This window comes from Streptomyces sp. NBC_00647, assembly GCF_045207245.1.
In the GTDB taxonomy this organism is placed as follows: domain Bacteria; phylum Actinomycetota; class Actinomycetes; order Streptomycetales; family Streptomycetaceae; genus Streptomyces.
The window spans coordinates 2239426-2253148 of sequence record NZ_CP109040.1 but is presented as its reverse complement, the minus strand read 5'-3'; the positions used below and the strand labels follow the sequence as shown (position 1 = coordinate 2253148).

Annotated in this window: 10 protein-coding genes; 5 read left to right on the top strand and 5 right to left on the bottom strand. The window is 74.4% G+C overall.

The window, feature by feature from the left end:
• Window positions 1-78 precede the first annotated feature (78 nt).
• The 5 genes from OG788_RS09890 to OG788_RS09870 all read right to left on the bottom strand — a co-directional run bounded on the left by OG788_RS09890 (window position 79) and on the right by OG788_RS09870 (window position 4610).
• On the bottom strand, window positions 79-948 hold the full coding sequence (locus OG788_RS09890; protein WP_406370213.1) for a biotin-dependent carboxyltransferase family protein: 870 nt from the start codon (window positions 946-948) through the stop codon (window positions 79-81).
• On the bottom strand, window positions 945-1562 hold the full coding sequence (locus OG788_RS09885) for an allophanate hydrolase subunit 1 (protein ID WP_406376716.1): 618 nt from the start codon (window positions 1560-1562) through the stop codon (window positions 945-947). Before OG788_RS09885 ends, OG788_RS09890 begins: the two co-directional genes overlap by 4 nt.
• A gap of 74 nt (window positions 1563-1636) precedes the next feature.
• Window positions 1637-2410: a LamB/YcsF family protein gene (locus tag OG788_RS09880; RefSeq protein ID WP_406370212.1), complete on the bottom strand. Its 774-nt coding sequence runs from the start codon at window positions 2408-2410 to the stop codon at window positions 1637-1639.
• A 29-nt stretch (window positions 2411-2439) separates the two neighbouring features.
• The gene (locus OG788_RS09875; protein ID WP_406376715.1) at window positions 2440-3237 is read right to left on the bottom strand and encodes a putative hydro-lyase; all 798 of its coding nucleotides are present in this window, start codon (window positions 3235-3237) and stop codon (window positions 2440-2442) included.
• A gap of 53 nt (window positions 3238-3290) precedes the next feature.
• A complete protein-coding gene (locus OG788_RS09870) occupies window positions 3291-4610 on the bottom strand; it encodes an MFS transporter (RefSeq protein ID WP_351539384.1) in 1320 nt (439 codons plus the stop codon).
• 176 nt (window positions 4611-4786) lie between these two features.
• On the opposite strand from OG788_RS09870, the gene OG788_RS09865 reads away from it, so the two are divergent.
• The 5 genes from OG788_RS09865 (at window position 4787) to OG788_RS09845 (ending at window position 13699) form a co-directional block, all read left to right on the top strand.
• Window positions 4787-5494 (top strand): GntR family transcriptional regulator, encoded by a 708-nt coding sequence (locus OG788_RS09865; RefSeq protein ID WP_406370210.1) that lies wholly within the window; start codon window positions 4787-4789, stop codon window positions 5492-5494.
• Window positions 5495-6330: 836 nt separating this feature from the next.
• Window positions 6331-7848 carry a hypothetical protein gene (locus tag OG788_RS09860; RefSeq protein ID WP_406370209.1) on the top strand — a complete coding sequence of 506 codons (1518 nt, stop codon included), beginning with the start codon at window positions 6331-6333 and terminating at the stop codon, window positions 7846-7848.
• The gene (locus OG788_RS09855; RefSeq protein WP_406370207.1) at window positions 7845-8102 is read left to right on the top strand and encodes a hypothetical protein; all 258 of its coding nucleotides are present in this window, start codon (window positions 7845-7847) and stop codon (window positions 8100-8102) included. The genes OG788_RS09860 and OG788_RS09855 overlap by 4 nt, the downstream gene beginning before the upstream one ends.
• Entirely contained in the window at window positions 8099-8977 is an 879-nt protein-coding gene (locus OG788_RS09850) for a hypothetical protein (RefSeq protein ID WP_406370205.1), read from the top strand. The genes OG788_RS09855 and OG788_RS09850 overlap by 4 nt, the downstream gene beginning before the upstream one ends.
• An 87-nt stretch (window positions 8978-9064) precedes the next feature.
• A complete protein-coding gene (locus tag OG788_RS09845) occupies window positions 9065-13699 on the top strand; it encodes a hypothetical protein (protein WP_406370203.1) in 4635 nt (1544 codons plus the stop codon).
• Window positions 13700-13723 lie beyond the last annotated feature (24 nt).

Here is a 13723-nt window from a genome sequence, read left to right as displayed (position 1 = left end):
TGGGCGGAAGGGCGCGGGACGTGCGGGGCGCGCGTGACCCCGGCGCCCCGGACACCGGCGTACGGGCCCCTGACGGCCTCAGCGGCGGCGCACGGCCACGAAGCGCACCGGGGTTCCCGGGACCGCCTGAGCGGCGGCGGGGAGGTCGGTGCCGCGGACGACCGCGATCACCGGATATCCCCCGGTGGTCGGATGGTCGGCGAGGAACACGACCGGGCAGCCGTCGGGAGGCACCTGGACGGCACCCAGCACCATGCCCTCGCTGGGGAGTTCGCCGGAGACGGCTCTCTCCAGCGAGGGCCCTTCCGTCCGCAGGCCGATACGGTTGCTCGCCGACGACACCCGGTAGGCGCGGGTCGTGAGCGTCCGTACGGCCGGCTCCGTGAACCAGTCGTCACGCGGGCCGAGCGTCACGCGCAGGACCAGCTCGGCGGGCGGGGCGCTGTGGGGAACGACGTCCACGCGCGCGTGAACGGCGCCCGGACGCCCCAGGGGAAGCACCGCGCCGTCCGTGAGGGGCGCGGGGCCGAGCCCCGAGAGAAGGTCGGTCGAGCGGCTGCCGAGCACCGGCTCGACCGCCACACCGCCGGACACCGCGACATAGCTCCGCAGCCCCGCGCGCGCGGAACCCACGTCCAGGAGCGCACCGGCGAGCACCCGGACGGGAGCGCCCCACGGGGCCGGGCGGCCGTCCACCGTGACCGGGCAGGGCGCTCCGGTCACCGCCACGGTGACCGTCGAACGGGGGCGCAGGGCGCAGCCGTTGAGCGTCGTCTCCAGCACGGCCGCTTCGGGGGGATTGGCGACGAGCCGGTTGGCCAGCGCCGCCGCGGGCGCGTCCAGCGCTCCGGAGCGCGGCACGCCGAGGTGAGCGTGGCCCGGTCGCCCCTGGTCCTGGACGGTGGTCAGCGCTCCGGCCCGCACCACCGCGAGGGCCCGGTCGCTCATGGACGACCCGCAGGTACGAAGCGGACGCGCGCGCCGGGGGCCAGCAGCGCGGCCGGTATGCGCGCGTGGTCCCACAGCACCGCGTCCGTCGTGCCGATCAGCTGCCAGCCGCCCGGCGAACTGCGCGGGTACACCCCCGTGTACGGGCCCGCGAGCGCCACGGAGCCCGCGGGAACCGACGTCCGAGGGGTCGCCCGGCGCGGCACGTCGTAGCGCGCCGGCAGTCCCGTGAGGTAGCCGAAGCCGGGCGCGAACCCGCAGAAGGCGACGCGGAATTCGGCCGCCGCGTGGATCTCCGGCACGTCGCGCACCGCCACCCCCCAAAGGACCGCCACATCCGCCAGGTCGGGACCGTCGTAGCGTACGGGGATCTCGACGGCGTCGTCCGCGCGCGCGTTCAGCGGGGGGATCTCCCAGCCGGGCAGCCGCTCCGCGAGACGCGCGGGATCGTCCAGCCCGTCCAGGAGCACCGTGCGGGCGGCCGGGACGATCTCCCGTACGGAGAGCGAGCCCTCCGCGCGGCGCCGCAGCAGTTCGGCGTGCAGGGCCTGGGCGGCCTCCCCCGAGGAGACCTCGACGAGCAGCGCCCGGTCCCCGACGGGCAGGGCCTTCATGCCGGCGTCGGCGGACACCGTGTCCGCGCGGCCCCCACCGGCGCCCTCGTCGCCGTCGCCGGCCGGCCGAGCGCTCACGCGAACGCCTCCACGCGCACGCCCGAGGACTCCAGCCGGGCACGCACCCGGCGGGCCAGGTCGACCGCGCCCGGAGTGTCCCCGTGCAGGCACAGTGAGCGGGCGCGGACCGGAACGCGCTCCCCGGAGTGGGACGTGACCACCCCGAACCGGGCCAGGCCCAGGGAGCGTTCCACGACCGTCCCGGCGTCCGTGATCACCGCGCCCTCCTGGGTCCGCGGCACCAGAGTGCCCTCCTCGGTGTACGCGCGGTCCGCGAACGCCTCGGTGACGACGGGCAGTCCGGCCCGCTCGGCCACCTTCAGGAAGCGCGAGGACGGCAGCCCGAGGACCGGCAGGCGCCCCGCCCCGCTCCCGGCCCCCGCGAGCACCACGCCGTCGACGACCGCCGCCGCCTGCTCCTCGTCGTGCACGACGCGGTTGTAGAGCGCGCCGTGCGGCTTCACGTACGCCACGCGCGAGCCGGCCGCGCGCGCGAAGACCTCCAGGGCGCCGATCTGGTAGGCCACTTCGGCTGCCAGCTCGTCGGGCGGCACGTCCATCGCGCGCCGCCCGAACCCCGCCAGGTCGCGGTAGGAGACCTGGGCGCCGATCCGTACACCGCGCTCCGCCGCCAGCTCGCACACCCGCCGCATGGTGGCCGCGTCCCCGGCGTGGAAACCACAGGCCACATTGGCGCTGGTGACGACGGACAGCAGCTGCTCGTCGTCGGTCAGCCGCCAGCGGCCGAAGCCCTCGCCGAGATCCGCGTTGAGATCGATGGGGGTCATGAGCTGCCGTGTCTCCTCTTCCGGCCCGTTCAGGCCACTCGGTACTGCTCGTCGCGGGTGTCCGTGAGGAACATCTGTCCGGGCGCGTGGGTGATCGCGAACGGTGGCCGGGACGCCATCACGGCCGCCTGGGGCGTCACTCCGCACGCCCAGAACACCGGGATGTCGTCCGGGGCCGCCGTCACCGGATCACCGAAGTCGGGGCGCGAGAGATCCTCGATGCCCAGCACCGACGGTTCCCCGCAGTGCACCGGACTGCCGTGCACGGCGGGCAGCATGCTGCTCTCCCGGATCGCCGCGGCCAGGTGCTCGGGCGGCACGGGGCGCATCGACACGACCATCGGCCCGTGCAGCCGCCCCGCGGGGCGGCATTGACGCGCCGTCACGTACATGGAGACGTTGCGGCCCTGCTCGATGTGGCGCATGGGGACGCCCGCCGAGCTCAGCGCCCACTCGAAGGTGAAGCTGCACCCGATCAGGAAGGACACCAGGTCGGACCGCCAGTACGCGACGACATCCGTGGGCTCGGCCACCAACGTGCCGTGCTCCCACACCCGGTAGCGCGGCAGGTCGGTGCGCAGGTCCGCCCCCGTCGCGAGCGGAGTGGTCCAGGAACCGGCGTCGGTGACGTCGAGGACGGGGCACGGCTTCGGGTTGCGCTGGCAGAACAGCAGTGTCTCGTACGCCCAGTCGGCGGGCACGGAGATGAGGTTCGCCTGGGTGTGGCCCGCGGCGATTCCGGCCGTGGGGACCGACAGCCCCGAACGGAACCGCCGGCGCGCCTCTCCGGGGGTCCACGCGCGCGCGTGGCCGTCGATCGCCGACAGGCTCTGCGAGGGGTTCCCGGCGAGGGCGGGAGGCCGTACCTGGACGGTGTCGTTCACAGCAGCTCCTTGCCACGCGTCTCGGGGAGTCCGATCAGGGCGACCGCGGCCAGGGCGTAACCGATCGCGCCGAACACCAGCGCGCCGCCCACGCCCCAGCTGTCGGCCAGGAAGCCGACCGTGGTGGGGAAGGCGGCGCCGACGGCCCGCCCGGTGTTGTACGTGAAGCCCTGTCCCGTGCCCCGTACCGCCGCCGGGTACAGCTCGCTGAGGAACGAGCCGAAGCCGCTGAAGATCGCGGACATGCAGAAGCCGAGCGGGAAACCGAGCACGAGGAGAAGGGTGTTGGAGCCTGCGGGGATGTTCGCGTAGGCGAGGATGCACGCCGCGGAGAGGATCGCGAAGAGCAGGATGTTGCGCTTGCGGCCCAGTCTGTCGGTGAGGACACCGCCCGTGAGGTAGCCGAGGAAGGCTCCGGAGATCAGGAGCGTCAGGTAGCCGCCGGTGCCGACGACGGACAGTCCGCGCTCCGTCTTCAGATAGGTGGGCACCCAGGTGGCCAGCGTGTAGTAGCCGCCCTGGACGCCGGTCGAGAGCAGGACCGCGAAGAACGTGGTGCGCAGCAGGCCCGGGTCCTTCGCCGTACCGGGCTTGAAGATCGCGGTGAACGACCCCTTGTCCGCGCTCTGTTCGCGGACCGCGGCCGCCCCGGGGGCGTCCTGCACCCGGTGCCGGACCCAGACCACGAGCAGCGCGGGCAGCGCGCCGGTCCAGAACATCACCCGCCAGGCGATGTCGTCGTCGAGGAACTGGAAGACCAGCGTGTAGACGACCACCGCCAGGCCCCAGCCGACGGCCCAGGCGCTCTGGACCGCGCCGAGTGTGCGGCCCCGGTGCCGGGGGCTCGCGTACTCGGCGACCAGGATCGCGCCGACCGCCCACTCGCCGCCGAAACCGAGGCCCTGGAGGGCGCGGAACACCAGCAGCGTCTCGTAGTTGGGCGCGAAACCGCAGGCCACCGTGAACACGGCATAGGTGATCACGGTGATCATCAGCGCCTTGACGCGTCCGATCCGGTCCGCGACCACACCGGCGACGGCGCCGCCGACCGCGGAGACGACCAGCGTGACCGTGGTGAACAGACCGGTCTGGCCGCTGTCGAGGCCGAAGTAGGCCGCGAGGGCGACCATGCTCAGCGGCAGGGTGAAGTAGTCGTACGAGTCGAGGCCGTAGCCGCCGAACGCGCCGCCGAAGGCGCGCCGGCCCCGCGGGCCGAGTGCGCGCAGCCAGCCGAACGGGCCTTCCTGAGCGGTGGGTTCACCCGCGACGGGTGGGGTGCCGGCGGTCAGGGCCTGGGATGGAGGGGTCGTGCTCATGGGCACCTCGCAGTGAGGGACGGAGAGTGCTTGGACTGAGCCGTGCCGTGCTGTGCCGTGCGGAAGCCGTGGGCGCTTTCCTTCGGGGAGCGCCTGCCCGACAAGGTAGAGGATCGTTGAACGATCCCTCAATACCCATGTTGTTTCGTTCTTGTATCTGCGATTGAATTCCGGGCATGGCAGAGCTGACGGAACTGGCCGACGATCGCGCCCTGTTGGGGCGCACCAGCACCGCCGAGCGGGTCTCGGACATCCTCAGGAGCCGGATCGCCGAGGGCTTCTTCCCGCCCGGGACACGGCTGTCCGAGGACAGCATCGGCGGTGCGCTCGGCGTCTCTCGGAACACGCTGCGGGAGGCGTTCCGGCTGCTCACGCACGAGCGGCTGCTGGTGCACGAGCTCAACCGCGGCGTGTTCGTACGAGTGCTCACCGTCGAGGACGTCGAGGACATCTACCGCACCCGTGCCCTCGTCGAGTGCGCCGTGGTCCGGGGCCTCGGCAGGTCGCCGTACGCCGTGGACGGGCTCGCCAGGGCCGTCTCCGAAGGGCAGCGGGCGGCCCGTGAAGGTGACTGGAAAGGGGTGTCGACCGCCAACATCCACTTCCACCGCGAGCTGGTCGCCCTCGCCGGCAGCGCCCGCACCGACGAGGTGATGCGCAGCGTCTTCGCCGAGCTGCGTCTCGCCTTCCACGTGGTGGACGACCCCCAGCGGCTCCACGAGCCCTACCTCGCGCGCAACCACGAGATCCTGCGGACCCTCCAGGCGGGCGACGGGGACGGCGCGGAGCGCCTTCTCGCCGGCTACCTCGACGACTCCCTCAAGGGCCTCGTCGAGGTCTACGCACGCAGGGTGGCCGACGGGGGGCAGGGCACCGCCGACTGAGGCGGTGGGCTTCCGGTGGGGGCACCGGAGGCCGCGGCGCCGCGCCCGGTGGGTGCCGCCGCCCGTCCGGGCCGCGGCCGACGCGGGCGGGCGTCCGTCGGCCGGTGGTCCAGGTCCCGCGGTGCGAGCCCGGCGGTGCGGGCCCCGCGATGCTCCGGTCCGGGTGGTGCGGGGTCCACGGTGCTCCGGTCCGGGTGGTGCGGGGTCCACGGTGCTCCGGTCCGGGTGGTGCGGGGTCCACGGTGCTCCGGTCCCGGCGGGGCGGGGTCCACGGTGCGGGCCCCGGTGGTCCAGGTCCGGGGAGCGGGGCGGGTGGTGCGGGCGGCGCCGGGTCCGGCCTGGCGCTGCCGGCCTGGCCTGGCGCCGCGGGTCCAGCGGTGGCTGCCCGGTGGGGCGGGGCTGGTGGTGCGCGCGGCGGGCCTGGCCAGGCGCTAGGCCTGGCGGTGGCTGCCCGGCGGTGCGGGACTGGCGCTACGGGCCCTGCGGTGCAACCAGGAGGCGCGAGACCGCCGTGCAGCCCGCGGTGCAGCCCCGTGGGGCGGGCTGGGGTGCGGGTCCTGCGGTGGCTGCCCGGTGGGGCGGGGCTGGTGGTGTCGGCGGCGGCGGGCCTGGCCAGGCGCTCCCTGCCTGGTGGTGCGGGGCATGCGGGCCTTGCGGTGCAGCCGGAGGCGTGAGACCGCCGTGCAGCCGGGGTGGGGGCCCGGCCATGCGGCCAATGTGCGGTGGTGGGGCGGGTGTGGGGTGCCGGGAGTGGTGGTCTCGGGTAGGGGCCGGGGGCGGCGGTCGCTTCTGCGCCGTTTCGACCGTTGTCGGACCGAGGACCTAGTCTGTGCACCGTGACTTCGCCTGCATCGACGGACAGCGCTCCGCCCCAGCTCAGCGCGGGGCCGCGCCCGGCGCCGGGCCCGGCCGCCGACGAGGGCCTGGCGCGGCGGCTGCGCGCGCTCGCCTGCACGGCGCCGCTGCACGACCTGGACGTGCGCAAGGCGAACCTCGCGGGCGAGTACACGGTGTACGGCATGGCCGAGGTCGCCCTCGCCGCCATCGATCTCGTCACACTGAACATGGACTTCGACACGGGCGCCGACCACGACCAGATAGTGGCCAGGCTCATCCCGCGGATCGCCGCCCAGGCCCCGCGCCGCCCGGTCGTCGAGCACGAGCGCGTGGCCCGCTGGGTCCTCGAGAACCTGATCAACGTCGGCAGCGTCGACCGGGGCTTCCGCGCCGTGTACGGCACCTTCGCGCCCGACGGCACCTATGTGCGCCGCGACTACGACTTCAAGCTGATCGAGGAAGTACCGGGCTACGGGGGGAGTGTCTACCTCCGTACGACCGACGAAGCGGTCAACGTCCTCGTCGGCGCTCTCGACACCGACGTCACCAGCGCGCAGATCGCCGCCGAGGTCAAGCTGGAGGTCCTGATCAGCCGCGGGCGGCTGGCCGACGCCCAGCTCGCCGCCGAGCAGGCCCGCTACCGGACCGTGCAGTACGCGGAAACGCTGCGCAAGGCCCTCGACGCCACCCGGCGCAACGTCCGGGCCGTCGACTGGCTCCAGGCCGTGCCCGACATGATCGCCGAGGCCCTGGACCACGTGGCCGACCGGTACCGCCACGAGAACGCGATCCTCACCAACATCCGCAAGGCCCGTGACGAGTCCGAGGACCCCGAGCAGAAGCGGCGCGCGGCCGAGCTCGTCGACATAGTCAAGGACTGCATCCGCCGGCACACCCAGCTCCAGTCCCGCCTGCTCGAAGCCGGCCCGCTGTTCCGCGCCGAGCAGGACCGGCAGGCCTTCGGCACCCCCATGACCACCTCGGGGATCGACCTCTACGGCCATCTCGTCGCGCCGGTGCTGCCCCTGCCGGTGGAGCGGGCGCTGCGTGTCACCGACGCGTTCTTCGCGCGCGGGACGGGTCTGCGCACACCTGTCGCCGTACGCGTCGGGGACCTCGTCGACATCCTGCTGACGCCGCCGCTGGAGCGGGAGCACCTCGGGGCCGCGATGCCCGAGCCCGATCTGATCGCGACACCGGACGACAGCCGGTTCAGCGAGGAGCAGCTCGCCTCCGCCATGGAACTGCTGAATCTGTCCCCGGACGCGCCGCGCAGGCTGTCCGGGCTGCTCGCGGAGGCCCGCCGCCGCGATCCCGAGCTGCCGTATCTCGTGGCACTCCTGGCCGTGCACGCCGCGAGTCCGCCGGTCGGCACCGCCTACCGGCAGGGCGAGGGGCGCCTGCTCTTCTCCGTGGACGACGGGACCGAGCTGGACGATCCGGAATTCGGCGGGGCCGACCTGATCGTGGGCATGGCCCTGCTCGACGCGGCCGGGATGAAGGCGGACCGGGCATGAACGGTCTGCCGCACGAGCTCGGGGACAGCGGGGCGCTCCTGGTCCTCCCGTCCGACCCCGTCCCCGCCCCGGCGACCAGCCGGATCCCCGCGACCAGCGGGATCCTCGGGTACGGCCGGATCCTCGGGTCCGGCGTCGTCGGCCGTGCCCGCCCGACGAAGCCCCAGCCGTCCGGCCGGCCCGCCCCGCACGGGGCACCGGCCCGCACCCTCGTACGCAACTCCGTACTTCCGAACAAGGAGCCCCAGCCGTGACCGAGCACGTCGAGTGGAGTGAACCGGAGGCCACCGCCGCGCCGGCGAACGCCCCCGTCACACCGGCCGACGCCGCCGACGCGGCGCGGCTCGTGGCCTTCGGGCTGCAGCCGAAGCTGCAGCCCGCGCGCGACCAGGAGTATGCCGAGCTGCTGCGCCGCTATCGCGAGGACCCGCCCTTCGCGCGGCTCGCCGACGCGGTCGCCGCCGGTCTCGGGCTGATCGTCCTGGAGGTGTCCCCGCGCGCGGGGATGGCCGTGACCGCCGCCGAGGACTCGGTCTTCGCCGTCCGCATGGGCGACTACGCGCGTCGCGCCTCGGCCGACTCGGGGGACCGCTTCCTGCACGGACTCGCCCACCTCGCCGTGGCCGCCCTGGCTTTCCCCCGCCCCGAGGACCTCGCGGACGACGGCTACATCGGGCGCGTCTCGGTCAACGGCGTCGACGCTTTCGTACGGCAGGCCTGCCGACGCCTGGAGGAGCGGGCCGAGGAGACCGGTGAGAACACCGACCCGGCGACCGACGCGCCGGGCCTGGAGGCGGCCTGGCGGATCTGGGCGCGGCGCAGCTCCACCGGAGCGACCAAGGACGCGCGAAGACTGGCCGGCTCGACGACGGGCATCATCGCCAAGGCCGTCGCCTTCCTCACCGACTCCGGGTTCCTCCAGCGCACCGGCGACGATTCCGGCGGGACGTACCGGACGACCGCCCGGTACCAGCTCCAGGTCCGCGACATGGCGGGCAGCGCGGCCATGGCCGAACTGCTGGAGCTGGGCGTCGTCCCGGTGACCGACGGCACGGCGACGCTGGTGCCCGCGGAGGACTCCGACGACCTGGAGCTGGCGGCCGGAGCGGGACTGCCCTTCCACTCCTGACTGCCCTTCCGCTCCTGACGTCCGCCGGCCGCCCCCGGCTTCCTCCCACGACCTCACCTCCCTTTACGACTACGAGAGTCCGCCGCCATGTACGAGCTGTCCCGGGTCCGCCTCTACTCCATCGGGCCCGCCGGTGCGCGCTATGCCGACACCGTGCTGGATCTGCGCGGTGTCGGCGAGCCCGTGCCCGACCCCGCGCCCACCCAGGCGGAGTTCTTCGAGGAGGAGCCGGTCGGCCCGCCGCGCCGGCCCGCGCCCGCCGGCGTGCTCTTCCTGGAGAACGGCGGCGGCAAGTCGGTCCTGCTCAAGCTGATCTTCTCGGTGATGCTCCCGGGACACCGCAACACCCTGGGCGGCGCCAGCTCCGGCGTGCTGCGCAAGTTCCTGCTCGCCGACGACTGCGGACACGTCGCCCTGGAGTGGCAGCACACGCTGACCGGCGAGTGCGTGGTGGTCGGCAAGGCCAGCGAGTGGCGAGGGCGGCAGGTCTCCAACGACCCGCGGAAGTTCGCCGAAGCCTGGTACTCGTTCCGGCCGGGACCGGGGCTCAGCCTGGACAACCTGCCCGTCGCCGAAGCCACTTCGGTACGACCGCCCGTCGAGGGCGCCTCCGGAGCGCAGGGGCGTCGGCGCACCATGAAGGGCTTCCGCGACGCGATCACCGAGGCCGGCAAGGCCTACCCGCACCTGGAGGTGCACTGGGAGGAGATCCACGACCGCTGGAACGAACACCTCGGCGACCTGGGTCTGGACCCCGAACTCTTCCGCTACCAGCGGGAGATGAACGCCGACGAGGGCGAGGCCGCCGGCCTCTTCGCGGTCAAGAAGGACTCCGACTTCACCGATCTCCTGCTGCGCGCGGTCACCGACACCCGCGACACCGACGGGCTCGCCGACCTGGTCGGCGGCTTCGGCAACAAGCTGGGGCGCCGCGCCGAACTCATCGCCGAACGCGACTTCACCGCCGGTTCCGTGGATCTGCTCGGCCGGATCGTCGACGCCGCCGAGGCACGAGCCCGCGCGCGTGACATCCACACCGGCGCCGAGCGGCGGACCCGGACGCTGGCACGCCGGCTGTCCGCGCGGGCCGTGCGGGAGCGCGTGCGCGCCGGTGAGCTCGCCCAGCGCGTGACCGCCGCCGCGTACTCCGTCACCCATGCCGAGGGCGCCCGTGAGCGCAGCGCGCTGATCGCCGCCGAACTCGCCTACCGGCACGCCTCGCTGGCGCTCGCCGGCGCGGAGAAGTCCGCTGCCGCGCAGAAGCGCGAGCTCGCCGACGCGCGCACGCTGCACTCGGCCTGGCAGGCCGCCGAGCTCGTCCTGCGGCACCGCGCCGCCGCAGACCGCTCGACCCGCGTGGCCGACGCGATCCGCGAGGCCGAACGGGACGCCGCTCCCGCGCTCGCCGCCCGCGCCCGGGCCGCCGTCGACCTCGTCCGCGCCCTGCACCGGGCCGCCGAGGGCGCCGAATCCCTCGCCAACGAGGAGGAGGAGCGGTCCGCGGGCCTCCAGGAGGTGGGCGAGACGGCGCACGCCGACTCGACGTCCGCCGCCACCGCCGCCCAGCGCGCCCGCAGCGAGGTCGGTCATCTGCGGCAGCGCCTGTCCGAGGTCGAGCAGGAGACCGCCGAGGCGGTCCGGGCCGGCTGGCTCGACGACACTGCCCCCGACGCCGACCCCGCCCGGGCCGCCCTCGCCGCGAGCGACGCGGAGAAGTCGGCCGTCGCCGCCTGGGACACCGCCCGAGAGGCGTCGCGGCGCGCCGCGGACCACGCACGGGAGGCGGCGTCCGCCGAGTCCCGCGCCGAGCTGACGGCGGCCCGCGCGGCCGACGCGGCGACAGCCGCGGAACGGTCGTACGAAGCGGAACGGCGCACGGCGAAGGCGCTGGCGGAGGAGGAGCGGCTCGCGGAGCTGCTCAGTCTGCCGGGTGCCGGCGCCCGCGCCGGCGTTCCGCAGCCCCGCCGCGACGAGGAGTCCGACGGACCCGCCGGTTCGTCCGGGGGCGCGCCGCTGACGCCTGAAGAGCTCGACCGGTACGCCGACGAACTCCGCGAACTCCTCGACGAAGGAGTCGCCTCCGCGGAGCGGCAGCTGTTCGAACTGCGCACCGCCGCGGCCGACGACGCCCGGATTCTCGGGGCGCTCGGCGACGGCGGGCTGCTGCCGCCCGGCCCGGACGTCCTGGCCACCGTCGAATACCTGGGTGAGCACGGCATCCCCGCGCTGCCCGGCTGGCGTTACCTCGCGCAGGCCGTCGACCCCGTCGACCACGCGCGCGTGCTGGCCGCCCGGCCTGAACTCGTCGACGGCGTGATCATCACCGACCCCGACACCCACGCGCGGGCCCGCGAGGCCCTCAGCGACGCGGCGCTGCTGCCGCGCTCGGCGGTGGCCGTCGGTACGGCCGCCGCCCTGCTCGCCCCGACTCCGGCCTCCGACGCGGGAGACGGCGGCGTCTTCCTCGTACCGCCGAACCCGGCCATGCACGACGAGCACGCGGCCGACGAGGAACGCCAGACACTCCGGGCCCGCACCGGCCTGCGCGACGAGGAGATCCGTACCCTCGCCGCCCGGCTCGGCAAGGACCGGGAGCTGGCCGCGCGGCTCGCGTCCTGGCGCACCGGCTGCCCGGCCGGGCGGCTCATCGAGCTCGCCGCGACCGCCCGGGACGCGCGCGCGTTCGCGGAGGAGGCCGAGGCCGAGCTGGCCGAGGCCCGTACCGTCCGGGCGGAAGCCGACGAGACGGCGGCCGACGCCGCCCATGTACGTGACGAGCGGCAGGAGGCCGCACAGAAGGCCCGGCGCGCGGCCGACGCCCTCGCCGGACTCGCCTTCCGGCTCCGCGAGCGCGCCGGATGGCAGGTCAAGGTGCGCGAACTCGCCGACGAGGCCGCGGAGTCGGAGGCTCGGGCCCAGGTGTGCCTGGAGCGTGCCCGCGCCGCCGACGAGGACCGTCGCGCCGCCCAACGCGCCGCCGACGACGCCCGCCGCACGGCCCGCGCGCTGCGCGCCGAGCGCGCGGAGATCGCGGGCGCCCCCGACGATGTGACGCAGGACGGGACGGCGACGCCCAAGGCCTCGCTGCCCGCTCTGCGCGAGGCGTACCGAGCCGCGTCGCAGCTGTACGAGCAGGTCGGCGTCGGCGCCGATCTGCGGGCCGAACAGGCCCGGGCCGAGAGCGACGAGAGCGCGGCGCTCGCGGAACTGGACCGCCTCAGCAACAAGGTACGCACGCGCGCCGCGCAGCTCCTGGAGTCGCCGGACGGTTCCGACAGCCCCTCACGGCAGGCCGCCGCGGCGCGGGCCGACGAACTGGTGCAGCTCCTGGAGACCCGGATGTCGACCGCGAGCGAACAGCTCGGGCGGCTGCGCGGCGAGGCCGAGCGGCACGCGCCCGAGGACGGCGAGGCGCACACCGAGCTGGCCGATGACCTGGTCCCGAGCGACGCCGAGCACGCGCAGGCCCTGCTGCGCACCGCCACGACCGAACTCGCCGCCCGTACCGAGGCGTTGAACCAGGCACGCGAGTCGCACGCCGAGTTCCTCGGTGCCCACCGGTCCGCCGAGGACGCGGCCGGCGGCTTCGACGAGACGTCCGCCCTGCTCAGGGACCTGATCCGGGAGCACTCCGACGAGGAGCAGGACGAGCCCGAGCCCTACCCCGGCACCCTCGAGGAGGCGCGGAACTCCGCCGCCGAGAGCCGCCGTTCGCTGCGCGGCTGCGCCGCCGACCTCTCCGCGGCCGAGGCCGCCGTCCGCGAGGCGAGCGACATCCTCGTACGGCATGCCAACTCCACGCGCTACGAGCAGGTGCGCACGCCCGCCCGGCAGCAGATCCGCGAGCTGCCCGCCTCCTCGCTGCCCGAGCACGCGCAGAAGTGGGCGGACGCGTTCGCGCCCCGGCTGCGGGTGCTGACCGACGAACTGGAGCAGCTGGAGCGCAACCGGGACTCGATCGTGGACCGGCTGCGCGGGCTCGTGGAGTCCGCCCTCGCCACCCTGCGGTCCGCGCAGCGGCTGTCCAGGCTGCCGGAAGGGCTCGGGGAGTGGTCCGGGCAGGAGTTCCTGCGCATCCGCTTCGAGGAACCCGACCAGGCCACCCTCACCGAGCGGCTCGGCGAGGTGGTGGACGAGGCCACCCGCGCGGCGGTCAAGAAGAACTCCGACATGCGGCGCGACGGCATGTCGCTGCTGCTGCGCGGGGTCGGCGCCGCGCTCCAGCCCAAGGGCATTGCCGTGGAGATCCTCAAGCCGGACGCCGTCCTGCGCGCCGAACGGGTCCCCGTCGGCCAGATGGGCGATGTGTTCTCCGGCGGTCAGCTGCTCACCGCGGCCATCGCGCTCTACTGCACGATGGCCGCGCTGCGCAGCAACGACCGAGGCCGTGACAAGCACCGGCACGCGGGCACCCTGTTCCTCGACAACCCCATCGGGCGCGCCAACGCGACGTATCTGCTGGAGCTCCAGCGGGCCGTCTCGGACGCGCTCGGCGTCCAGCTCCTCTACACCACGGGTCTGTTCGACACGACCGCGCTCGCCGAGTTCCCCCTCGTCATCCGGTTGCGCAACGACGCCGACCTGCGTGCCGGGCTGAAGTACATCAGCGTCGAGGAGCATCTGCGACCGGGACTGCCGCGTGAGGCGCCCGCCGGGGAGACCGTGCACACCGAGATCACCGCGACGCGGATGTACAAGCGCCCGGCGCCGATCGCCCCGTAGGGACACGGCGGAGGGGCGACTGCG

Excerpts from the sequence above, each read along its gene's own strand:
- OG788_RS09845 (WP_406370203.1), top strand. The coding sequence starts at position 9,065 with ATGTACGAGCTGTCCCGGGTCCGCCTCTACTCCATCGGGCCCGCCGGT.
- OG788_RS09855 (WP_406370207.1), top strand. The coding sequence starts at position 7,845 with ATGAACGGTCTGCCGCACGAGCTCGGGGACAGCGGGGCGCTCCTGGTC.
- OG788_RS09880 (WP_406370212.1), bottom strand. The coding sequence starts at position 2,410 with ATGACCCCCATCGATCTCAACGCGGATCTCGGCGAGGGCTTCGGCCGC.
- OG788_RS09870 (WP_351539384.1), bottom strand. The coding sequence starts at position 4,610 with ATGAGCACGACCCCTCCATCCCAGGCCCTGACCGCCGGCACCCCACCC.
- OG788_RS09890 (WP_406370213.1), bottom strand. The coding sequence starts at position 948 with ATGAGCGACCGGGCCCTCGCGGTGGTGCGGGCCGGAGCGCTGACCACC.
- OG788_RS09865 (WP_406370210.1), top strand. The coding sequence starts at position 4,787 with ATGGCAGAGCTGACGGAACTGGCCGACGATCGCGCCCTGTTGGGGCGC.
- OG788_RS09885 (WP_406376716.1), bottom strand. The coding sequence starts at position 1,562 with ATGAAGGCCCTGCCCGTCGGGGACCGGGCGCTGCTCGTCGAGGTCTCC.